Genomic DNA, 23,319 nt, shown 5'->3' with positions numbered 1-23,319 from the left:
GGAATATTCATGTCAAAAACTCATCATAAATCATTAGGATTAACAAATGATGATGTCATTGAAATGTATAAAACAATGTTATTAGCTAGAAAAGTTGACGAAAGAATGTGGTTATTAAATCGTGCTGGTAAAATACCGTTTGTTATTTCATGTCAAGGGCAGGAAGCTGCGCAAGTTGGGGCTGCATTTGCGTTAGATCGTAAGCATGATTATGTAGCGCCGTACTATCGTGATTTAGGTGTTGTTTTAGCTTTTGGAATGACAGCGACAGATTTAATGTTAGCCGCTTTTGCTAAGGCAGAAGATCCTAATTCTGGTGGAAGACAGATGCCAAGTCACTTTGGTCAGAAAAAAAATCGCATTTTAACAGGTTCATCGCCAGTGGCCACGCAAGTTCCACATGCTGTCGGTGTAGCCTTAGCTGCCAAGATGGAGAGTAAGGACTTTGTATCATTTGTAACATTAGGTGAAGGATCATCGAACCAAGGTGATTTTCATGAAGGATTAAATTTCGCTGGCGTCCATAAATTGCCAGTTATAACGATGGTTGAAAATAATGGTTACGCCATTTCAGTACCACTAGAAAAACAATTAGCTTGTAAAAGTGTAGCCGACCGCGGGATTGGTTATGGTATGCCAGGTATTTCGGTTGATGGACATGATCCATTAGCAGTGTATGAAGTAGTCAAGGAAGCCCGAGAGCGCGCTATAAGTGGAGAAGGTCCAACATTAATTGAAGCGTTGACAACACGTTTTACAGCACATTCCAGCGATGATGATGATAGACAATATCGTGATTTGACGGAGCTTGAGAAAGCAAAACAACGTGATCCGATTATTACATTTGCAAACTATTTAAAGAATGAAGAGGTGTTAACAGAAGAAGAACTAAACAAAATTGAGTCTGAAATAAATGATGAGGTGAATAAAGCGACGGATTATGCTGAAAATGCGCCATTTGCAGATCCAGATCACGCATTAAAATACGTTTATGAAGAATAAGGGGGTAGAACTTATGACAGTCATGACATATATTCAAGCAGTAACAACTGCTTTAAAAGAAGAAATGATTCGTGATGAAAATGTATTTATTCTCGGGGAAGACGTCGGTAAAAAAGGTGGAGTGTTTAAAGCTACTGAAGGCTTATATGAACAATTTGGAGAGTATCGTGTCTTAGATACACCGCTCTCTGAATCAGCTATTGCAGGTGTCGGAATTGGTGCTGCGATGTATGGAAAACGTCCTGTTGCAGAAATGCAGTTTGCTGATTTTATTATGCCTGCTGTAAACCAAATTATTTCTGAAGCAGCACGCATCCGTTACCGTTCTAATAATGATTGGTCATGTCCGATTACCATTCGTGCACCATATGGTGGGGGTATTCACGGTGGTCTTTATCATTCTCAATCTGTTGAAGCAATTTTTGCTAATCAGCCGGGTTTAAAAATTGTGATGCCATCAACACCATACGATGTGAAAGGTTTGTTAAAAGCAGCTATTCGGGATAATGATCCAGTATTATTTTTTGAACATAAACGTGCGTATCGCTTATTGAAAGAAGAAGTGCCTAAAGAAGATTATGTTTTACCAATTGGTAAGGCAGATATTAAGCGTGAAGGTTCTGATGTCACTGTTATCACGTATGGTCTTTGCGTACATTTTGCTTTACAAGCAGCGGAAAAGTTACAGGCAGAAGGAATTGATACACATATTCTCGATTTACGGACAGTGTATCCTTTAGATAAAGAGGCGATCATTGAAGCGGCAAAGAAAACTGGCAAGGTTTTATTAGTTACAGAAGATAATCTAGAAGGAAGTATTATAAGTGAAGTATCGGCTATTATTGCTGAAAATTGTTTATTTGACTTAGATGCACCAATTAAACGTTTAGCTGGACCAGATGTCCCAGCTATGCCATATGCCCAACCGATGGAGCAATTCTTTGTAATCGATGAAGATAAAATAGAAGCAGCTATCCGTGATTTAGCTGAATTTTAAAGACTATACATTTTAGAAGGAGGTTTTTATATGGCAATCAAGGAAATTACAATGCCTAAATTAGGAGAGAGTGTCACAGAAGGTACGATTAATACGTGGCTCGTTCAAGTTGGAGACCATGTGAATAAATATGACCCGATCGCTGAAGTGATGACAGATAAGGTGAATGCTGAAGTACCGTCATCATTTACAGGTACGATTAAACAATTGATTGCTAATGAAGGTGATACACTTAAAGTAGGTGAATTAATTTGCACCATTGAAGTTATTGATTCAGAAGAAATGGTCGCAGATACAAAATTAGCTGATACGAAGGAAGAAACGCTCACAAATAATAAATCTCAAAGTGGACAATCGATGAAAAAGCGCTATTCCCCAGCTGTTTTAAGGTTAGCACAAGAACATAATATTGACCTACTTCAAGTTGAAGGATCAGGACGTGGCGGTCGAATTACTCGTAAAGATATAGAAAGAATTATTGCAAGTGGAAAAATCACACAAACAACAGATTCGAAACGAACACAACATGTTGTAGAAGAAACAAAAGCTATATCAGCTATAGAAAAGCCAACTCCTTCTAGCTTACCAGATGCTCAACTAGGGGATAAAGAAATACCTGTAACAGGTGTACGAAAAGTCATTGCCGATAATATGGTCCGTTCTAAAACAGAAATTCCACATGCTTGGATGACTGTCGAGGTCGATGTGACAGATTTAGTGAATTATCGCAATGAGGTTAAAGAAAGCTTTAAGGAAAAGGAAGGCTTCAATCTCACATATTTTGCTTTTTTTGTTAAAGCTGTCGCTCAAGCATTAAAAGAATTTCCACAAATCAATAGTATGTGGGCAGGGGATAAGATTATTCAAAAGAAAGATATCAATCTTTCAATTGCAGTTGCTAAAGATAACGAGCTTTTCGTTCCTGTTATTAAACATGCGGATGATAAAAGTGTTAAAGGAATAGCTAAATCGATATATGAATTAGCAACTAAAGCTAGAACAGGAAAATTAACGCCAGATGATATGCAAGGTGGTACATTTACGGTAAATAATACAGGCTCTTTTGGCAGTGTGCAGTCAATGGGTGTGATTAATCACCCACAAGCAGCTATTTTACAAGTTGAATCGATTGTCGAACGACCTGTTGTAGTGGATGGAATGATTGCTGTTCGTCATATGGTTAATCTCTGTTTATCACTTGACCATCGCATTTTAGATGGCTTAGTATGTGGGCAATTCCTAGCTCGTATAAAAGAGATTTTGGAAAACATGAACAAAGATACGATTTCAATATATTAATTGTTAAAAATTGAATTCTCATTCTAAACTTGGTAAGCTTATATTGTTAATAGTTTAGATAAAGGTGGGTTACATTATGGATTTCAATATGTTTATGAACGATGTCGTTAACGCAGCTCGTGAAGATATAAAAGAAGCAGGTTATGAAGAATTAACGACACCAGAGGAAGTCGATGAGGCACTAAATCGTAAAGGGACAACTCTAGTGATGATTAATTCTGTTTGTGGTTGTGCGGGTGGTATTGCTCGTCCTGCTGCTGCTAATGCGATTCATTATGATAAGCGTCCAGATCACTTAGTGACCGTTTTTGCTGGGCAAGATAAAGAAGCCACAGAAAGAGCACGGGAATATTTTGTCGGTTATCCACCATCATCACCATCATTTGCCTTTTTAAAAGACGGAGAAATTCTAGCAATGATTGAGCGTCATGATATAGAAGGTTTCAGCCCTGTTGAAGTGATGACGAAGTTACAAGCCATTTTTGATGCGCATTGCGAAGAAGTTTAATCCCATATGAATTTGACAACAAGGCTTACCTTATAGGTTAGCCTTGTTTTATCTATCTTATAGCAATTTAAATTTAAAGGGAGATTTAATTGTGAAAATTGGCTATCGTACAATTAAAACAGCTGTAGGAACACCAATTGCTATATCTATAGCACAATTTCTTGGTTTAGAAAATCATGTAACAGCAGGTATATTAACGATGCTATGTATTCAACCATCTAGAAAACAATCTGTTGTTAGTGCTTGGGATCGGTTTTTAGCCTCCATTATCGCAAGTTTATTTTCATTTTTCTTTTTTGAGATATTTGGATATAATACGATTGTCTTAGGCGTCATGTTAGCTTTCTTTATACCGACAACAGTTATGCTTAACGTGACACAAGGGATTACAACAAGTTCGGTCATTATTATTAATCTTTACAGTGCGCAACATATTGACTATCCATTTCTTTTCAATCAATTTATGCTTATTTTTGTAGGGATTGGTGTTGGTTTATTAGTTAATTTGTACATGCCAAGTCTAGACCGGTCATTAAAGTTAAAACAAAAAGAACTTGAGCATTATTTTCAAGTTATTTTATTTGAAATCGCTCTTTATATTCGTAATAAAAACATGGATTGGGACGGGAAAGAACTTGTTAGTGCGAAAGAATTACTTGAAGAAACACTAGATTTAGCAGAATTAGACAGAGAGAATCATTTGCTTCGCTCAGAGCATACATACTATGAGTACTTTGTCATGCGTCGCAAGCAATTTTTACTTCTTGAAAAGATGCTTCCACTTGTGACGAAATTACCTAATCAAGATGGTGTTTCAGAACAAATTGCAGACTTTTTCGAGAAATTATCAGAAGCTGTTCATCCTGGTAATACAGCAATCATATACCTTGACGAATTGGAGCGCTTGCGTGAGCAATTTTTAAATGAAGAATTACCTGAAACACAAGAAGAATTTACGACACGTGCCAATTTGTTTCGATTACTACATGATATTGAGGATTATTTATTGATTAAAAAGCGATTTAAAAAGTCCGATTCACTATCATTTTCTAAACGGAGGAAAAAGACTGGACAATGACTAAGCGTTCCAGTCTTTCCTTTATACTTTTATAATATAAATATAATAGAAAGTCCCATGGTTATTGTAGATAATACCATAGCTACAATCATTAAATATACAATAGCTTTCTTTCGGCGCTCACGTTTAGATGGTTTTTTAGTATATGATTTTTGTTGTTTACTAGACATGTTTGTATCCTCCTTTAAAACAGCATCTTATTAGTATTTTATCGTTTAATAGTTGATTGGACAAGATGAGAAAAAACTTTTTTCGTTCTGAATCTGAGGTGAAAAATGATTGCATATAAAGTCGTTAATTAAACGTATCGATCATATTGGTATAGCAGTTCGTGATCTTGTTTCGGTTATTCCTTTTTATACAGAAGTTCTCGGCCTGGCATTAAAAGGGATTGAAACCGTTGAACAAGAGAATGTGCGTGTTGCTTTCTTGCAATTAGGTGATATTCAGCTTGAGTTAATCGAGCCATTGTCTAATGATTCAACGATAGCACATTACATTGAAAAATACGGAGAAGGAATACATCATATAGCTCTTGAAACATCACAAATTAAAGAAAGTATGGAACATATTATAAGAAATGAAGGGAAATTAATATACGATGAGCCACATACAGGTGCAAAGCAAGCTTGGATAAATTTTATACATCCAAGATTTGCACATGGTGTCTTATTTGAGTTACTAGAAAAGAAGACATTATGATACACTAACAATATACTGCCCGTCATTTAGGAGGATTTTGATGAATCATATTACTATAAATAAACAACGATTAATAGAAGAATTTATGGAACTTGTACGAATCGATTCCGAAACAGGTAATGAGCAAGAGATTGCCTCTGTATTAAAGGAAAAGTTTTCCAAATTAGGTCTTGAAGTTATTGAAGATGATGCTAAGTCAAAGACAGGTCACGGTTCTGGTAATTTAATTTGTACATTAAAAGGTACGAAGGAAGCTGTAGATCCTATTTATTTTACATCACATATGGATACTGTTGTTCCGGGCAAAGGTGTCAGACCGTCAATAAAAGATCAATATATTGTATCAGATGGTAAAACGATTCTGGGAGCAGATGATAAAGCAGGTCTCGCTGCGATACTCGAAACAATTCGCTCATTAAAAGAAAATAAGGTAGAGCATGGTGATGTGCAATTTGTTATTACAGTAGGAGAAGAATCTGGTTTAGTCGGTGCAAAAGCATTAGATAAACAATTATTATATGCTAAATTTGGTTATGCGATTGATAGTGATGGTGATGTCGGTGATATCATCGTTAAAGCCCCTTCACAAGCGAAGCTTTATGTTGAAATTAAGGGAAAACCAGCACATGCAGGAGTAGCACCAGAAAAAGGTATATCAGCCATTACTTTAGCCGCAAAGGCAATTGCTAAAATGCCATTAGGACGTATTGATGAAGACACAACAGCAAATATAGGCCGTTTTGAAGGTGGGAAGCAGACGAATATCGTTTGTGATTATGTAAAGATTCTTGCTGAAGCACGTTCACTTGTACCAGAGAAAATAAATAAGCAACTTGAAATAATGAAACATATTTTTGAATCTACAGCAGAATCTTACGGTGGAGAAGCAAAAGTTGATATAAAAATGATGTATACTGGGTTTTCCCATTCAGCAGGTGAAGAAGTAGTAGAAGTGGCTCGTTCTGCAGCAAAAAAAATTGGTCGAACAAGTAAGTTATTAAAAAGCGGTGGCGGTAGTGATGCGAATATCATTAGTAGTTATGGTATTCCAACGGTTAATTTAGCTGTCGGATATGAAGAAATTCATACTGTTAATGAACGAATCCATGTTGATAACTTAGAAAAAATTACAGAACTCGTCTATGCGATTATTATAGAAGTGGCAAATAAGGCTTAATAAAAGATCCTAGTTTTATACTGGGATTTTTTATTAATGTATAGAGGTGTCATACATGTTACAGTTTAAACCACAAAAAGGGAGAGTTATTTTCCATATTGATATGAACTGTTTTTATGCTTCTGTAGAAATGGCATATAACCCATCGTTAAAAGGTAAGCCATTAGCTATTGCTGGCAATCCAGAAGAAAGGAAAGGAATAATAGTTACAAGTAGTTATGAAGCGCGAGACGAAGGTGTGTATACAACAATGCCCCTATGGGAAGCACGTAAAAAATGTCCGAATTTAATCGTTAAAAAACCAAATTTTGCTCGCTATCGAAAAGCATCAAGCAAAATATTTAGCTTGCTTAGGGACGTGACACCATTGGTAGAGCCTGTGTCTATCGATGAAGCTTATTTAGATGTAACAGAGACTAACTACCCGGGTGGTCCAGTTCAATTAGCTAAAGATTTACAAAACCGCATATATACTGAATTAGATTTACCATGCAGTATCGGAATTGCACCGAATAAATTTCTTGCAAAAATGGCTTCAGATATGAAGAAGCCGATGGGTATAACGATTTTAAGAAAGCGTGAGATTAAGCAAATCCTTTGGCCGCTTCCCATTGAAAAAATGTATGGTGTCGGTACAAAGACTGCTAAAAAGCTTCGTACATTGCAAATTGAAACAATTGGTGATTTAGCAAATAAAGATGTTTATATATTAAAACAAATGTTAGGTGTTAACGGAGAGCGTTTAAAGAATCGTGCGAATGGGGTTGATTTACGTCCAGTTGATCCAGATGCTGTTCATGAATTGAAAAGTATCGGAAATTCACAAACTTTGCCACAAGATACAACGGATGAACGAGACATCATCCGTGTATTATCTGATTTAGCTGACAGTGTCGTTCGTCGTGCAAAGCGTAAAGAAAGAGTGGGACGAACAGTACAATTAATGATTCGATTTAGTAATCGTCAAACCATTACCCGTAGTAAAACATTACCTTACTATATCGATGATAAGGATCATATCATGTCTATTGTGAGAGAATTGTTAAATAATCATTGGGATCGTCGTCCAGTTCGTCTATTAGGTGTGACATTACAAGATATTGAGGAAAAGAAGCATATTGCAAAACAACTAGATCTTTTTACATACGAGAAAGAAGAAGAAAAAGAAAAGCTTGACGTTACGATTGAACAATTAACTGAAAAATATGGAGAAAATCCTTTCAAACGACTTGTTAATTCCGATGAAAGCTTGAAACCACAAACAAGTTTCCAAAAGGATTTTCTTGATGATTTTTTATCAGAATGAACAGATTTATTTCATCATTTTTTAACGAGCTGTATGATCTTTTCGCCAGCATAGCGAAAGGGTAAATCGAAGCGTTTTGTTTTTAGTTAGTGGTCGCTATTTGCTCTCCTTTAATTTAACTGAAAAATATCGGTTAACGTGCTTATTTAATAAACTTGAGACATCCTTTAAAAAAACTGTGTTTCATAGAGAGTTTATTAAATTTTCGTTTTAATGCATTATACATCGTTTTCACTTTTGTTTTAATCATAATCATTTAAGTTTTTTTCTAAACGAATAGCCTATTGTTTCTTGACTAAAAAATAAATCGGTTGTGATAATCACACCTTCTGAATTGTCATTTATCCACTCTAATTTTATTTGTCACGTCGAATGATTTCTTCCTCGTAAAAATCTGTTGCGAGTACCGTGTTTTTAAAAATCTGTTTTGCTTCATCAAGTAGGAGAGCATAGTCTTGTTCTTGATAACGTGATGAAATATGTGTCAAAATTAGCTTTTTGACAGTACCAAGTTTTGCTAATTGAGCAGCTTGTTTTGTTGTTGAATGATGATATTTTTTAGCTAAATCTTCATGGTCCTTACTAAAAGTTGCTTCATGTACAAGGACATCAGAATTTTTGATAAATGTATGGTATTGTTCATGTGCTATTGTATCACCAAGGATTGATACGATTCTTCCAGGTCGTGTCGGTCCGAGAACCTGTTTCCGTTCAATGATTGTGCCATTTGGTAGTGTATATGTTTCGCTTTCGATAATTTCTTTATAGATTGGACCTGGGGAAATGCCGAGTGCTTTTAGCTTGTCTACTTGTAATTTTCCAGGACGATCCTTTTCTTCGATGCGAAAACCGTAGCTTGGAATTCCATGGTCAAGTTTTTTGCAATACACATTAAATTGTTTCGTTTCTAATATCTTTCCTTCAAATAATTCGACAATATGAAGGGGATAAGAAAGATGTGTTTCACTTATGGCCAAACTTGCTTCTACATATTGTTTAATGCCTTTTGGACCGTAAATGGTTAATTTATCACCATCTTGAAAAGAACGGCTGCTTAAAAACCCCGGCAAACCAAAAATATGATCACCGTGGAGATGGGTAATAAAAATTTTATTTACCTTTCGTGGTTTGATAGATGTATGTAAAATTTGGTGTTGGGTTCCTTCACCACAATCAAATAGCCATACACTATTTGATTCTTGTAGTAGGGAAAGAGCGATTGCCGATACGTTACGTTCTTTAGAAGGCATTCCCGCACCTGTTCCTAAAAATGTCAGTTTCATGTTTAAACCTCCAATTATATTCGAAAAAGGTTTCGTATTCGCTGTGCTTTATGTGGGACATCTGTTATTATACCATCACATTTCTTTTGGAAGCATCTTAAAAGCTGTCGTCGTTTGTTAACAGTATAAACTCTTAATGGCATATTTCTATTACGACTCTGTTCAACAATATTGCCTCGTAGTAAGCGATATTGAATATGAAGTGCTGTTGCACCAAGTGATTGGGCATATTCAACAAGGTCAGTTCGCCGTTTAGAGGTGAGGAAAGCCGTTTGAATATGTGTCATTTTCGCCAAACGCTGAACACTTGCTGGATTAAAACTTGATAAAATGATCCTTTCTTCCATTTGAAAATATTCAATCATTTCAAGCACTATTTCTTCTAAATGTTTATAAGCTATTTTATGATTTTTCAATTCGAGATTAATCATCAGTGGTTTATCTTCCACCCACTTTAAAAAGTCTTCTAACGAAACGATGGATGTTCCAATATATTTTTTTGAAAACCATGAGCCAGCATCAAGTTTTGTTAACTGCTCATAAGTAAAGTCTTTAATGTACCCTTTTTGATTCGTCGTCCGATTTAAACGAATGTCATGAAATAAGACTGGGATACGGTCTTTTGTTAATTGCACGTCTGTTTCAATCGCATCTGCTTTTAATTGATAAGCCAGTTCAAAAGCCGGCATCGTATTTTCAGGAGCAAGTTGACTAGCTCCACGATGGGCAAATATTTTTCCACCCATTATTTTCACCTCTCGTTTGATTGTGTTTTATTTTGTCTCAGTTGTCAATTCATTCTATGTGACAAATGATTTTAAAAAGGCTAGAATATAATGAAGCTGAATGGTCATTCATTTTAGGAGGTTGTATATGGTAGTTTCCAAACAGGACATATATCAGATTACTGTACCAACTCCATTTCCAGTCGGGGATGTACATATGTACTTGTTGACAGGTGACGTACTTACATTAATTGATACAGGAGTTAAAACGAAAGAAGCATGGGAAGCTTTAAATGATCAGTTAAAAAGCATCGGTTATAGTGTTCATGATATTGAACAGGTTGTTTTAACACACCATCATCCTGATCATATTGGGTTAATCGATCAATTACCAAAGGTTCAACAGATTGCTGCTCACGCATATATTGATCCTTGGTTAACACGTGATCAGGTATTTTTTGAGCAATACGAATTGTTTTATGAACACTTTTTTAAACGTTGTGGTGTCCCAGATGATGTTCGAGATTCTTTAAATGGTTATCGTGGGATGATTCATTATATCGGAACAGGTGAAGTGACATATGAGCTTACAGATGGAGACTTCTTACCTGGACATGCTGAGTGGCAAGTCATCGATACAAAAGGGCATGCACAAAGTCACTTATCATTTTTTAACAAGAAACATGGAACGTTTATCGGTGGTGATCATCTTTTATACCATATTTCGCCTAATCCATTATTAGAACCTATTGACCAAGTTGAACGTGCGAAACCACTTTTACAATATCAAGCGAATTTAAGAAAGTGTTTGTCACTAGGTATAAAGAATGTTTTACCTGGGCACGGTCCTATTTTTTCTAATATTTCATCACATATCACTAAGCAATTGAATGAACAAGAGGAACGAGCTACTGTTGTATATAAGATGATTCAACAAAAACCACGTACACCATTTGAGATTTGTCAAAAGCTATTTCCAACACAATATAGGACACAATTAGTATTTACAATGTCTGAAACAGTAGGGCAACTCGACTATTTAGAAGCAGACGATAAGGTTAAAGTGAGTGAAGAGAACGGTGTACTTGTGTATCACATCAAAAAGGGACTGGGACAAAGCAAGTTTTAAATGAGAAAAATTGCGGAAACAACATTGAAATGTTTCCGCAATTTCTTTTTTGTTTCGGATTTTGGCGGTATACTTTCTTAAGTTTATCGCCATTAATGCAAATGCGATATCATTTTCTTGAAGTTTCACTTCTAAATCCATACCAAAAGATGCTCTTTTGTTTTTATTAGATGATAAAATACAAAAGTATAAATTGGAAACAAGAAAACTTCCCTACTCCGCATGGTTACGCGCAAATCTTAGAAACCATGTAGAGTAGTTAGTTCCACTCCGCATGGTTACGCGTAAATTTTCAAATCCATGCAGAGTAGATAGCCCCACTCCGCATGGTTACGCGCAAATCTTCAAATCCATGCAGAGTAGTTAGTTCCACTCCGCATGGTTACGCGCAAATCTTCAAATCCATGCAGAGTAGATAGCTCCACTCCGCATGGTTACGCGCAAATCTTAGAAACCATGTAGAGTAGTTAGTTCCACTCCGCATGGTTACGCGCAAATCTTCAAATCCATGCAGAGTAGATAGCTCCACTCCGCATGGTTACGCGTAAATCTTCAAATCCATGCAGAGTAGTTCTCTCTACTCCACATGATTTCATCCAAAACTTCAAACGATAGCGAATAATAGTCGATAATAGTTTACTATTTAAACAAACCCCAGCTCGCTTTAATGATAGTTCATGTACTGTCATGATCATTAGGAGAAGGAGACTGGGACATAAGGAAAAAGTGAACAAAAATAGTTTTTTCATCATCAGAGGTTTTGTCTCAGCCTCTTTTTGTTAGAAATTACAACTTGATAAACAGAACATACATTCTTATAATAGAGCTTAGATAGCGAGGAAAGGGGATTGAGTAGAATGCTTAATTACGAAGCATTGCCGAAACGGACGATTTTTTGTATCGATATGAAAAGCTTCTATGCGAGTTGTGCAGCTCTAGATAGAGGATTAGATCCATTGTCTACTTATTTAGCTGTTGTTGCCGATACAAATCGAGATGGAAGTGTCGTTTTAGCAGCTACACCTGCACTGAAACATGAATTTGGTATTCGGACCGGCAATCGTTTATTCGAGATTCCACAAGATGATCGAATTATTATCGTTCCCGCACAAATGAATTTATATTTACAAGTATCCGTTGAGATTACGCGCTTATTTAATAAATACGTGCCGCAAGAAGCGATTCATACGTACAGTGTAGATGAAAGTTTTTTAGATGTTTCTGGTACGTGTCATATTTTTGGAGATTATAATCAATTGGCTAAACGAATCATCAATGAATTAAAGGATACATTCGGTTTAACCGCTACGATTGGAATAGGTCCGAATATGTTAATGGCAAAATTATGTCTTGATTTAGAAGCGAAAGAAATGGGCATTGCTCATTGGACATATGATGATGTTCCGACAAAATTATGGCCTGTTAAGCCTTTGTCGAAGATGTGGGGAATCGGTCGTCCGTTAGAAAAACGACTCAACCGTATGGGGATTTCTACCATTGGTGATTTAGCGCATTATCCTTTAACTCAATTAGAAAAAGCTTTCGGTGTCATAGGTAACCAATTATATTATCACGCGCATGGTGTTGATTTATCACAACTAGGGACTCCGCTGTTAACAGAACAAGTCAGTTATGGAAAAAGTCAAATATTATTACGTGATTATCATCATCCAGAAAAAATCGCTCATGTTATTTTAGAAATGTGTGAAGAAGTTGCAAGAAGAGCTCGGGAAGATCAAAAAGCAGGGCGAACGATTCATCTTGGCATTGGTTATAGTAAACATGACGGTGGCGGAGGGTTTCATCGTTCAATCTCTCTAGAAACACCTACAAATATAACGATGGAAATATATGCAGCTTGTATGCATTTATTTCGCCAGTTTTATATGCATAAAACAGTTCGTAAAATATCAGTTTCATTGGATCAGATCGTTGAAGACAACCAGCTGCAATTGCAATTATTTTCAGGAGATCGCATTCGTGAATGGAAACTCGGTTACGTAATGGATGATATTCGACATGATTATGGTTCAGACGCTTTACTACGAGCGGTCTCCTTTACAGAGCATGGAACAGCTAGATATCGCAGTCAACTAGTTGGCGGACATTACGCCACATAGAAAACAGGGCAATTGATGCCCTGTTAATTTTAACGATGTTGTTGATAAGTAATCGGCTTTGTCAATGCTTGAATATATTCGTATAAATCATCATTCATTGGATTTGTTAAGTCAATAGCAATATTTTCTTGAAGTTGTTTTAAAGAACTAGCTCCAAAAACAACACTGCTAACTGCTGGGTGTTTCAATATATAAGTTAATGCAAGTTCATTTAAATTTATATTTAATTGATTTAACTGGTCGAATATCGTTAAAAGCTCATCAGTAGAATAGTCTAAGTAGCCTTGTTTGCCTTTCTCGAAGATTATATTCCTACCGTTCATCGTTAGCATTCCTTGAGCTAAAGGTCCACGAGCTAATACACTAATACCTTCTGATTCGAGCAATGAAAGAATCGCTTCTTCAGGTCGACGATCAAATATATTATACTGCATCATTACAGCATCAATGTTTGCACGCTTGACATACTCACGAATGACATTTGGACGAATTGAGGAAATACCGTATGCACGAATAAGACCTTCTCTTTTTAATGTCTCAAAAGCATCAATCGTTTCATCAATAGGATCATCAATCGTTCCACCATGTAACATGTAAAAATCAATATAGTCTGTTTGTAGTCTATTTAAACTCTTTTTGACCGCTTCTAAAATATATTTTTTAGAAGGATCCCAGAACCAATCCCTCTTATGAGGATTGAAATGATTACCTACTTTTGTCGTTAAAATGATTTGTTCGCGCTTGTCTTTAATAATTTCTCCGATAATTTCCTCATTGACACCAAAATCATATAAATCTGCTGTGTCTAGATGGTTAATGCCATAATCAAGAGCTGTATCAACAATTTGTCGCGCTTGTTTTTTATTTGTTCCAAGTGACATGCAACCTAGAGTAAGTTCAGAAACATAAAGGTCAGATTGTCCGAGTCGATTCTTTTTCAAAAATAACACCCTCCTCAAATGGTAACTCCTTCTATTTTATGAATCGTTCATTTAAAAGGCAAGTGTATGTTACAATTAAGTGGATTGGTTAAACTATAGTTAGAGGTGACAAGATGCGTAAATTTGAAGAAAAAACAATTAAAACTGAACATATATTTCAAGGAAAAGTCGTCCAATTACAAGTGGACGATGTCGAATTACCGAATGGCCAATATTCAAAACGTGAAATAATTAAACATCCAGGAGCAGTAGCCGTTATTGCTGTCACACCGGATAAAAAAATCGTCTTTGTTGAACAGTATCGAAAACCACTAGAAAAATCATTGGTCGAAATACCAGCGGGAAAGTTAGAGAGAAACGAAGAGCCTCTTACGACAGCTCGTCGTGAACTAGAAGAAGAGACGGGTTATACAACGAAAGAATTAACATTGGTAACATCATTTTATACATCGCCAGGTTTTGCAGATGAATTAATTTACATCTATTTAGCAAAAGATCTTGTCCGTTTAGAAGATCCACCCAAAGGCGATGAGGACGAATTCGTCGAAGTCATTGAGCTGACGCTCGATGAAGCGAAAAAATATGTAAAAGATGAACGCATTCATGATGCTAAAACAAATTACGCTGTTTTATACCTTGAATCATCGGGGCTATTAAAATGACTTTACGAACATATTTTGCTGATATGCATATCCATATCGGGCGCGATAATATGAATCAACCTGTTAAAATCACAGCTTCGAAGCAATTAACGTTAACAAATATATTAAAAGAGTCTAGTCGTCGGAAAGGCATTGATTTAATAGGTATAATAGATGCTCATGCGCCAAATGTTATACGTGAATTAAAAGAGCTTTTAGAAGCAGATCTTGCAGTAGAATTATTGGATGGAGGCATTCGTTTTGAAAAAGTGACGGTATTATTAGGATCTGAGATCGAAGTATATGATAAAAATTGTCAAGGTCCGCTTCATGTCCTATGTTTTGTTCCTACTGTTAAATCGATGGAAATGTTTTCAAATTGGTTAAAAACGCGTATGACCAATATTTCATTAAGCTCACAACGTTTTTACGGTTCGGCAAAAGAACTGCAACAAAAGGTGAAAGAGTTAGCAGGTCTTTTTATTCCAGCACATGTGTTTACGCCTTTTAAAAGCTTATATGGCAAAGGGGTGGTTACATCTTTACAAGAAGTATTAGATCCTAAATTAATTGATGGTATTGAACTAGGACTAAGTTCCGATACAACGATGGCGGATCAAATAAAAGAACTTCATGCGTATACGTTTTTAACGAATTCTGATGCCCATTCATTAAAGAAAATAGCTCGAGAATATCAACAAATCGCTATAAAAGAGCCATCGTTTAAAGAGTTTTCGCTTGCACTTAAGCAAGAAGGCGGTAGAAAGTGGATAAGGAATTTCGGTATGAATCCAATGCTTGGCAAATATTATACGACAGTTTGTCAAGACTGTATGCAGCAGAATGAACCAAGCGTTAATCAATGTGTCCATTGTGGCAGTAAGAAAATCATTAAAGGGGTAAAAGACCGTATAACAGAAATTGGTCAAGCGGATACCGTGTGCTTAAAACGTCCACCTTATTTGTATCAAATCCCATTAGAATTTCTCCCAGAGCTAGGTCCAAAAACATACGAGCGTTTATTAACTTATTTCAATACAGAAATGAATATTCTCCATTACGTACCATACGAGCAATTAACTCAGGTCATTTCTGAACGTTTAGCTAAACTAATCATTCAAATGCGAGAAGGGAAACTTGATATTATTCCTGGTGGCGGGGGCAAGTATGGACAAGTTAAGAAATAAAATATAAATCTCTTGTTTCATACATGTTTACTAGATATCCTTCATAGATTAATCATATAAAAGGTTAGAGAAATGGAGGGTATCAATGTATACGCAAAAAGCTATTTGGACTCATTTTAAAGAACATGCGACAACGTATGTATTTACAATCATTTTGTTTTTAACTGGCATTATATTCGGTGCGTTTATCGTAAATAGCATGCATTTTGTGCAAAAACAAGACCTCTTTTTTTATTTAGAAAAATTTTTCGGCCAATTAGCTACAGAAGATTTTTTAAATCGAATCGATATATTAAAAAGTAGTTTTGCCTATCATGTTAAATATCTCATTTTTATATTTATCCTAGGTCTATCCATCATAGGATTACCACTTGTTTGGATTCTGCTGTTTTTAAAAGGATTAGTCGTTGGGTTTACGGTTGGATTTCTTGTGAATCAACTTGGTATGAAAGGTTTTTTGATTGCAAGTATAGCTGTTGCACCACAAAATCTATTAATCATACCGATTTATTTAATTGCTGGGAGTCTGTCGATGATTTTCTCATTAACCTTATTTAATAAGCTCATCTCACGAAAATTCTCGCAACCGATTTTCAGACCTTTTGCCCAATATTTAGTTGTTTTTCTTTTTTTAATCGTCATTTCGTTCCTCGCTGCAACAATTGAAGCTTTTATTACAAATGAGGCGATGCAATCTTTGATTAAAACTTATTATACATCAAAGTAAAGCATAGAGACCTTCATATTGTTAAAATAAGTTTTATATAAAATCGATTATACTTTGACATGATTTTTTTGTGTGCATATAATAAAGATGGGATATGAGGAGGGAAGCTCATGGAACATCGTCTAGATCGGATAAAAAAACAACTTCATGCACAAAGCTATAAATTAACTCCACAACGCGAAGCGACAGTTAAAGTTTTGTTAGAGCGTGAAGAGGATCATTTAAGTGCAGAAGATATTTATTTATTAGTGAAAGAAAAAGCTCCCGAAATAGGCTTGGCAACCGTCTATCGGACTTTAGAGCTTTTATTAGAATTGCAAATCGTTGAGAAGATAAACTTTGGTGATGGTGTTTCAAGATATGACTTGCGTCAAGAAGGACTAGAACATTTTCATCATCATCTCGTATGTGTAGAGTGTGGATCGATTCAAGAAATATTCGAGAATCTATTAGTTGATGTTGAAAAGAAAGTAGAAGAAGAATGGGGATTTCAAGTACAAGATCATCGTTTAACATTTCATGGAGTATGTAAAAAGTGTCAACAAGCAAAATTGAAAAAATCACGAATGACAAAGTAGTTTATACTCACTTTTAACCCATAACATGTATAAAATCTCTTTATTTTGGCATATCTTTTAACAAGTTAAGTAAGAAAGTGGGTATGCTAGATGAAGAGAATGGTTTGGCGCACATTAAAAGTTTTTATTATTTTTATCGCGTGTACGCTTCTATTTTATTTTGGACTCCGTTTTATGCATTTAGAATATGAACAGTTCCATCGTTATGAACCACCTGAAGGTCCTGCTATTAAAGTGTTTCATAACGATGATATGAATCGTTTTCGATTATTCTTTAGATTTGGGGAATAAACAAATGTTACAACATGCGATTGATGATTTTTTACATTATCTACAAGTTGAAAAAGGACTAGCATCCAATACATTAAGTGCTTATGAGCTAGATTTGAGATCTTATTGTGAATTTATAGAGAAGGAAAGAAAGAAATCGAAGTGGATTGATGTTTCAAGACTTGATTTGATGCAGTTTTTAAATTTACTAAAAGAAAGTGGTAAGGCGACAACAACGATAGCGAGAAATATATCCTCTTTACGGATGTTCCATCGCTTTTTATATCAGGACGGTATCGTAAAGATAGATATAAGTGAACATATTAATATACCAAAGAAATCGCGTAAATTGCCGAATGTGTTATCTACATCTGAAGTCGAAAAACTTTTGTCCATTAACGTTAAAACATCGTTAGATATGAGAAATAAAGCGATGATTGAATTGCTTTATGCTACAGGATTACGTGTAACTGAATTAATCGAATTAAAGCAGAGTGACTTTCATCGAACGATGGGCTTTGTTCGTTGTATAGGTAAAGGATCAAAGGAACGTATTATACCTGTTGGGGATATCGCTTTACAAGCAGTTAACGATTATCTTGATCAAGCAAGACCTAAGTTAATCAAGCAAAATCAATCTGAAAACACCTTATTTCTAAATCATCATGGTCGCCCATTAACAAGACAAGGCTTTTGGAAAATTATGAAACAACTAGCACAACAAGTTGGTATAAAGAAAAGAATCTCACCACATATGTTACGCCATTCATTTGCAACACATTTATTGGAGAATGGAGCCGATTTAAGGGCTGTTCAGGAGATGCTTGGTCATGAAGATATTTCAACAACAGAAATCTATACACATGTAACAAGGACGCGGATGAAAGAAGTGTATGAACAATATCATCCACGTGCTTAAATCTTTGTGTTATAGTTGTCTGACATCATACAACTATAATTATATATTAGGAGGTTGACAATTATGAAAACATTTAAACGAATCTTTCTCATTGTACTCGATTCAGTTGGTTTTGGTGAAGCTCCAGATGCTGAACAATATGGTGATAAAGGTGCAGATACAATTGGCCATATTGCTGAAGAGATGGGCGGATTACATATGCCCCATATGGAAAAGTTGGGTTTTGGCAATATACGGCCTATAAAAGGAATTGCATCTGTCGAACAAGCACAAGCTCATTATACAAAAATGCAAGAAGCATCTGTTGGTAAAGATACAATGACAGGTCATTGGGAAATTATGGGTTTACATATTGAGCAACCGTTTCGCACATTTCCGAACGGATTTCCGAACGAATTAATTGCTCAATTGGAGGAAAAGACAGGAAGAAAAGTCATCGGTAATAAACCTGCATCAGGAACAGCTATTATTGAAGAATTGGGAAAAGAACATATTGAATCAGGTGCCATCATTGTATATACTTCAGCGGATAGTGTATTGCAAATAGCGGCTCATGAGGAAGTTGTCCCTTTAGAAGAATTGTATCGTATTTGTGAAATAGCTCGAGAATTAACATTGGATGAAAAATATATGGTGGGACGTGTCATTGCTAGACCTTTTATCGGAGAAATTGGCAATTTTACACGTACAGCTAATCGTCATGATTATGCATTAAAACCGTTTGGACGTACTGTGATGAATGAATTAAAAGACAATAATTATGATGTCATTGCTCTTGGAAAAATATCAGATATCTATGATGGTGAAGGCATTACAGAAGCGATTAGAACGAAGAGTAATGATGATGGAATGATAAAACTTATAGAAACAGTTGATCGAGATTTTCATGGATTATGTTTTTTAAATTTAGTTGACTTTGATGCGAAATACGGTCACCGTCGTGATCCAATCGGGTATGGAAAAGCACTTGAAGCATATGATCGCCAAATCATTAAAGTTCTCAATAAATTAACATCAGATGATTTATTAATCATAACAGCTGACCATGGAAATGATCCAACACATCATGGGACAGATCATACGCGAGAATACGTGCCACTTATTGTTTATCATCGTGATATAACTAAAGGAAAAGCACTTCCTATTAGAGAAACATTTGCCGACATCGGCGCGACTATTGCTGATAATTTTAATGTTAGTCTTCCAAAATACGGGAAAAGCTTTTTAAAATATGTATTAGAGGAGTGATTAAATGGACTTAAATTTAATTAAAGAAGCGAGTGCATTTATAGAAAAACAAATAGATACAAAGCCATCTATAGGTCTCGTATTAGGTTCAGGATTAGGTGTTTTGGCAGATGAGATTGAACAACCAGTTATGATTAATTATGAGGATATTCCTCATTTTCCAAGCTCTACTGTAGGTGGACATGAGGGTCGCCTTGTGATAGGAACACTACAAGGAAAGCATGTCGTAGCTATGCAAGGGCGTTTTCATTATTATGAAGGATATACGATGCAGCAAGTCACTTTCCCGATACGAGTAATGAAAGAATTAGGTATTGAATCTCTTATTGTAACAAATGCCGCAGGTGGCATTAACGAAGCATTTCGCCCAGGAGACTTGATGATTATAACAGATCATATAAATAATATGGGGATAAACCCACTCATTGGGCCGAATGATGAACAATTAGGACCACGATTCCCTGATTTATCCTCGGCTTATGATCGGCAATATATTGATATCGCAAGAAGTTGTGCTGAATCAATCGGTCTTCTTGTTAAAGAAGGTGTTTATGTAGCCAATCAAGGTCCCGTCTATGAAACTCCTGTTGAAGTGAAAATGCTCAGAACATTAGGTGCAGATGCAGTAGGCATGTCAACTGTACCAGAAGTCATTGTAGCTAATCATGCATCACTTCGTGTCTTAGGCATTTCATGTATATCAAATATGGCAGCAGGTATTTTAAATCAACCTTTAACACATGATGAAGTCATTGAGACGACAGAGAAGGTTAAGGAAGATTTTCTCAAATTTGTAAAAGAAATATTAAAACACTTACCGAATAAATGAAGGTGATCACATATGAGAATGTATGATATTATAGAAAAAAAACGTGATGGATTGATATTATCAGAGGACGAAATTCGTTATTTTATCTCAGGATATACTAATGGAACAATCCCTGATTATCAGGTAAGTGCGCTTTTAATGGCTATTTATTTTCAAGGAATGAATCAGACAGAACTAGCTTATTTAACAAAAGCAATGGTAGACTCAGGGGATACAATTGATTTATCAGCCATTGAAGGCGTCAAAGTGGATAAACATTCAACAGGTGGCGTAGGAGATACGACGACCTTGATTTTAGCTCCTTTAGTAGCTTCATTAGGAGTTCCAGTAGCGAAAATGAGTGGAAGAGGTTTAGGGCATACGGGAGGAACTTTAGATAAACTGGAATCTATCCCAGGGTTTCATATTGAAATTACACGTGATGAATTTATTCAACGGGTGAATCAAAATAAAGTGGCTGTAATTGGGCAAACAGGTAATTTAACCCCCGCTGATAAAAAGATTTATAGCCTTAGAGATGTCACAGCTACAGTTAATTCCATTCCGCTTATTGCAAGTTCAATAATGAGTAAGAAAATAGCAGCCGGTTCAGACGCCATTGTTTTAGATGTAAAAACTGGACAAGGAGCGTTCATGAAACAAGCATCAGAAGCGGAGGAATTGGCTAAATCAATGGTAGCAATAGGTAATAAAACAAATCGAAAAACTATTGCTGTCATATCGGATATGAATCAACCACTTGGTTATGCAGTCGGAAATGCACTTGAAGTAAAAGAAGCGATTGAAACATTACAAGGAAACGGGCCAAAAGATTTAACAGAACTTTGTTTAACATTAGGTACTTATATGGTTGTATTATCAGGTGTGGTACAAACCGAAAAAGAAGCTAGAAAAAAACTAGAAGAAAATCTTCAGAATGGTAAAGCTTTACAAACGTTTAAGCTATTTATTGAATCACAAGGAGGAGATCCACAAGTAGTTGATGACCCTGATCGTTTACCACAAGCTAAATATAAAATAGAGGTCCCAGCGAAAAAATCAGGAACAGTTTCTAAAATCATTGCCGATGATATCGGAACAATAGCTATGTCATTAGGCGCGGGTCGACAGACGAAGGACGATGTTATTGACTTAGCGGTTGGAATCGTTCTACATAAGAAAATAGGAGAATCTGTTAAAGCAGGTGAAACACTCGTTACTATACATTCAAATCATGAAGATATATCAGATATAAAGCCTAAGATTTATGAGAGCATCCTAATCTCAGGTGACAATGTGACATCTCCACGATTAATTCATAATATCATTTCGTAGACGCATGTATAACATGCGTTTTTTTGTTTAAAAAAGCAAAAAAATGGCAACGATATATATGATATTGATTGCTGGAGGTAAGAGAATATGAGGACAATATTATATTTGTTTATCAGTTTATTATTAATTTTTTCTATCATTACACCTGTATTTGCCCAGGAAGAAAATCAGTCATTAGAACTTGCTGCTGATGCAAAGTCAGCCATGTTAATGGAACAGGATACGGGAAAAATTATTTTTGAAAAGAATGCAAATGAAAAACTCCCACCTGCTAGCATGGTGAAAATCATGACATTATTAATCGTCATGGAAGAAATAGATAAAGGAAACTTAAAAAAGAATGAAATGGTACGTATCAGTGAAAATGCATCATCTATGGGCGGATCACAAGTGTTTCTAGAAGCTGGAGAAGAAATGTCGGTAGAAGACTTAATTAAAAGTGTTGCAATTGCTTCAGGGAATGATGCGAGTGTTGCTTTAGCTGAACGGATCAGTGGTAGTGAGCAAAACTTTGTGAATAGAATGAACGAAAAGGCTATTGAATTACAGCTTAAAAACACGCAGTTTAAAAATGCTACTGGATTACCAGCGAAAGGACAATATAGTACAGCACATGATATGGCAATCATAGCTAAAGCACTACTACAGTATGATGATATTACAACATATACATCAATCTATGAAGACTACCTACGAAAAGGAAAGAAGAATGAATTCTGGCTCGTTAATACAAATAAACTCGTGAGATTTTACCCAGGAGTCGATGGTTTAAAGACAGGTTATACAAGTGAAGCAAAGTATTGTTTAACGGCGACTGCGAAAAAGAATGATATGAGAATGATTACAGTTGTAATGGGTGCTGATACAGTAAAAAAACGAAATCATGCAACTTCAGAAATGCTTGATTATGCGTTTAATCATTATGAAACTGAACAATTATTTGATAAAGGGGAAGTCATAAAGACTGTACCATTATTGAAAGCAGAAAAAGAACATATTCAAATTGTAACAGAGCACAATGTTCGTACGATTTATAAGAAGGAGAAACCATATGAAAATATAAAAACATATATAGAGATTGACCAAGATTTATCATTACCTCTAAAAAAAGGAGAACAAGTCGGTGTGTTAACCGTAAAAGCAAATAATCAAGAACTTTCAAAAACCCCTTTAATTGTTGCATCAGACATAAAAGAAGCATCATTTATAACGTTATTGAAACGTACATTGGGAAATATGTCGAAAGCTCGTTAATCAACTGCTTAATTTTGCGAATAACAACTTCTTTTGTCTAAAAGCAGGAATTAATTATAGGAATAAAGAAACAGTATGTATACCT

At 35.6% G+C, this 23,319-nt stretch carries 24 protein-coding genes; 20 read left to right on the top strand and 4 right to left on the bottom strand.

Translation table 11 applies throughout. From position 1 onward, the window contains the following. Positions 1-9: 9 nt before the first annotated feature. The 5 genes from HNQ35_RS03130 (at position 10) to HNQ35_RS03110 (ending at position 4,884) form a co-directional block, all read left to right on the top strand. Positions 10-1,002, top strand: a complete 993-nt coding sequence (locus HNQ35_RS03130; protein ID WP_146937090.1) for a thiamine pyrophosphate-dependent dehydrogenase E1 component subunit alpha — start codon at positions 10-12, stop codon at positions 1,000-1,002. A gap of 13 nt (positions 1,003-1,015) precedes the next feature. Continuing rightward, complete coding sequence (locus HNQ35_RS03125; RefSeq protein ID WP_146937092.1) at positions 1,016-1,999, top strand: alpha-ketoacid dehydrogenase subunit beta; 984 nt, start codon at positions 1,016-1,018, stop codon at positions 1,997-1,999. A gap of 30 nt (positions 2,000-2,029) precedes the next feature. Next, on the top strand, positions 2,030-3,298 hold the full coding sequence (locus HNQ35_RS03120; RefSeq protein WP_146937094.1) for a dihydrolipoamide acetyltransferase family protein: 1,269 nt from the start codon (positions 2,030-2,032) through the stop codon (positions 3,296-3,298). Positions 3,299-3,374: 76 nt separating this feature from the next. Then, positions 3,375-3,806, top strand: coding sequence for a BrxA/BrxB family bacilliredoxin (locus HNQ35_RS03115; RefSeq protein ID WP_146937096.1), 432 nt, complete (start codon positions 3,375-3,377; stop codon positions 3,804-3,806). Positions 3,807-3,897: 91 nt separating this feature from the next. Further along, positions 3,898-4,884, top strand: a complete 987-nt coding sequence (locus HNQ35_RS03110) for an aromatic acid exporter family protein (RefSeq protein ID WP_174771666.1) — start codon at positions 3,898-3,900, stop codon at positions 4,882-4,884. Between the two features lie 29 nt (positions 4,885-4,913). Here the strand turns inward: HNQ35_RS03110 and prli42 are convergent, their stop codons facing one another. After that, positions 4,914-5,054, bottom strand: a complete 141-nt coding sequence (prli42, locus tag HNQ35_RS03105) for a stressosome-associated protein Prli42 (protein WP_146937098.1) — start codon at positions 5,052-5,054, stop codon at positions 4,914-4,916. 109 nt (positions 5,055-5,163) lie between these two features. On the opposite strand from prli42, the gene mce reads away from it, so the two are divergent. The 3 genes from mce to HNQ35_RS03090 are packed head-to-tail and all read left to right on the top strand — an operon-like array spanning position 5,164 to position 8,069. Further along, the gene (gene mce, locus HNQ35_RS03100) at positions 5,164-5,586 is read left to right on the top strand and encodes a methylmalonyl-CoA epimerase (RefSeq protein ID WP_221261411.1); all 423 of its coding nucleotides are present in this window, start codon (positions 5,164-5,166) and stop codon (positions 5,584-5,586) included. 40 nt (positions 5,587-5,626) lie between these two features. After that, on the top strand, positions 5,627-6,763 hold the full coding sequence (locus tag HNQ35_RS03095; RefSeq protein WP_146937100.1) for a M20/M25/M40 family metallo-hydrolase: 1,137 nt from the start codon (positions 5,627-5,629) through the stop codon (positions 6,761-6,763). A gap of 55 nt (positions 6,764-6,818) precedes the next feature. Next, positions 6,819-8,069, top strand: a complete 1,251-nt coding sequence (locus HNQ35_RS03090) for a DNA polymerase IV (RefSeq protein WP_146937102.1) — start codon at positions 6,819-6,821, stop codon at positions 8,067-8,069. Positions 8,070-8,425: 356 nt separating this feature from the next. Here the strand turns inward: HNQ35_RS03090 and rnz are convergent, their stop codons facing one another. Together rnz and HNQ35_RS03080 are read right to left on the bottom strand one after the other, a co-directional pair. Beyond that, positions 8,426-9,352 carry a ribonuclease Z gene (gene rnz / locus HNQ35_RS03085; RefSeq protein WP_146937104.1) on the bottom strand — a complete coding sequence of 309 codons (927 nt, stop codon included), beginning with the start codon at positions 9,350-9,352 and terminating at the stop codon, positions 8,426-8,428. A 14-nt stretch (positions 9,353-9,366) separates the two neighbouring features. Beyond that, positions 9,367-10,098, bottom strand: coding sequence for a glycerophosphodiester phosphodiesterase (locus HNQ35_RS03080; protein ID WP_146937106.1), 732 nt, complete (start codon positions 10,096-10,098; stop codon positions 9,367-9,369). Positions 10,099-10,225: 127 nt separating this feature from the next. Here HNQ35_RS03080 and HNQ35_RS03075 point away from each other — a divergent pair, with 127 nt between their 5' ends. Further along, the gene (locus HNQ35_RS03075; protein WP_146937108.1) at positions 10,226-11,206 is read left to right on the top strand and encodes an MBL fold metallo-hydrolase; all 981 of its coding nucleotides are present in this window, start codon (positions 10,226-10,228) and stop codon (positions 11,204-11,206) included. Positions 11,207-12,063: 857 nt separating this feature from the next. Continuing rightward, a complete protein-coding gene (locus HNQ35_RS03070; protein WP_146938253.1) occupies positions 12,064-13,326 on the top strand; it encodes a Y-family DNA polymerase in 1,263 nt (420 codons plus the stop codon). 29 nt (positions 13,327-13,355) lie between these two features. Here HNQ35_RS03070 and HNQ35_RS03065 read toward each other — a convergent pair whose 3' ends face one another. Further along, on the bottom strand, positions 13,356-14,267 hold the full coding sequence (locus tag HNQ35_RS03065; RefSeq protein ID WP_146938252.1) for an aldo/keto reductase: 912 nt from the start codon (positions 14,265-14,267) through the stop codon (positions 13,356-13,358). Positions 14,268-14,380: 113 nt separating this feature from the next. On the opposite strand from HNQ35_RS03065, the gene HNQ35_RS03060 reads away from it, so the two are divergent. From HNQ35_RS03060 to HNQ35_RS03015, 10 genes are all read left to right on the top strand, one after another. Beyond that, the gene (locus HNQ35_RS03060; protein WP_146938251.1) at positions 14,381-14,929 is read left to right on the top strand and encodes an NUDIX hydrolase; all 549 of its coding nucleotides are present in this window, start codon (positions 14,381-14,383) and stop codon (positions 14,927-14,929) included. Next, positions 14,926-16,095, top strand: a complete 1,170-nt coding sequence (locus tag HNQ35_RS03055; RefSeq protein ID WP_146938250.1) for an endonuclease Q family protein — start codon at positions 14,926-14,928, stop codon at positions 16,093-16,095. The genes HNQ35_RS03060 and HNQ35_RS03055 overlap by 4 nt, the downstream gene beginning before the upstream one ends. Before the next feature lie 85 nt (positions 16,096-16,180). Next, a complete protein-coding gene (gene spoIIM / locus HNQ35_RS03050; RefSeq protein ID WP_146938249.1) occupies positions 16,181-16,822 on the top strand; it encodes a stage II sporulation protein M in 642 nt (213 codons plus the stop codon). 110 nt (positions 16,823-16,932) lie between these two features. After that, entirely contained in the window at positions 16,933-17,400 is a 468-nt protein-coding gene (fur, locus tag HNQ35_RS03045) for a ferric iron uptake transcriptional regulator (protein WP_146938248.1), read from the top strand. A gap of 90 nt (positions 17,401-17,490) precedes the next feature. Further along, positions 17,491-17,691, top strand: coding sequence for a DUF4227 family protein (locus HNQ35_RS03040; RefSeq protein WP_146938247.1), 201 nt, complete (start codon positions 17,491-17,493; stop codon positions 17,689-17,691). Positions 17,692-17,695: 4 nt separating this feature from the next. Then, positions 17,696-18,589: a site-specific tyrosine recombinase XerD gene (gene xerD, locus HNQ35_RS03035; RefSeq protein ID WP_146938246.1), complete on the top strand. Its 894-nt coding sequence runs from the start codon at positions 17,696-17,698 to the stop codon at positions 18,587-18,589. Between the two features lie 63 nt (positions 18,590-18,652). After that, a complete protein-coding gene (gene deoB, locus HNQ35_RS03030; protein WP_146938245.1) occupies positions 18,653-19,837 on the top strand; it encodes a phosphopentomutase in 1,185 nt (394 codons plus the stop codon). A gap of 4 nt (positions 19,838-19,841) precedes the next feature. Continuing rightward, positions 19,842-20,666, top strand: a complete 825-nt coding sequence (locus HNQ35_RS03025) for a purine-nucleoside phosphorylase (RefSeq protein ID WP_146938244.1) — start codon at positions 19,842-19,844, stop codon at positions 20,664-20,666. A 12-nt stretch (positions 20,667-20,678) separates the two neighbouring features. Then, the gene (locus HNQ35_RS03020; protein ID WP_146938243.1) at positions 20,679-21,980 is read left to right on the top strand and encodes a pyrimidine-nucleoside phosphorylase; all 1,302 of its coding nucleotides are present in this window, start codon (positions 20,679-20,681) and stop codon (positions 21,978-21,980) included. 87 nt (positions 21,981-22,067) lie between these two features. Next, entirely contained in the window at positions 22,068-23,234 is a 1,167-nt protein-coding gene (locus tag HNQ35_RS03015; RefSeq protein WP_146938242.1) for a D-alanyl-D-alanine carboxypeptidase family protein, read from the top strand. Positions 23,235-23,319: the final 85 nt, after the last annotated feature.

The sequence above is a fragment of the Cerasibacillus quisquiliarum genome (assembly GCF_014202495.1).
Taxonomy (GTDB): Bacteria; Bacillota; Bacilli; order Bacillales; family Amphibacillaceae; genus Cerasibacillus; species Cerasibacillus quisquiliarum.
Note: the sequence above shows the minus strand (reverse complement) of the source record. Positions and strands in the feature narration are given on the sequence as shown.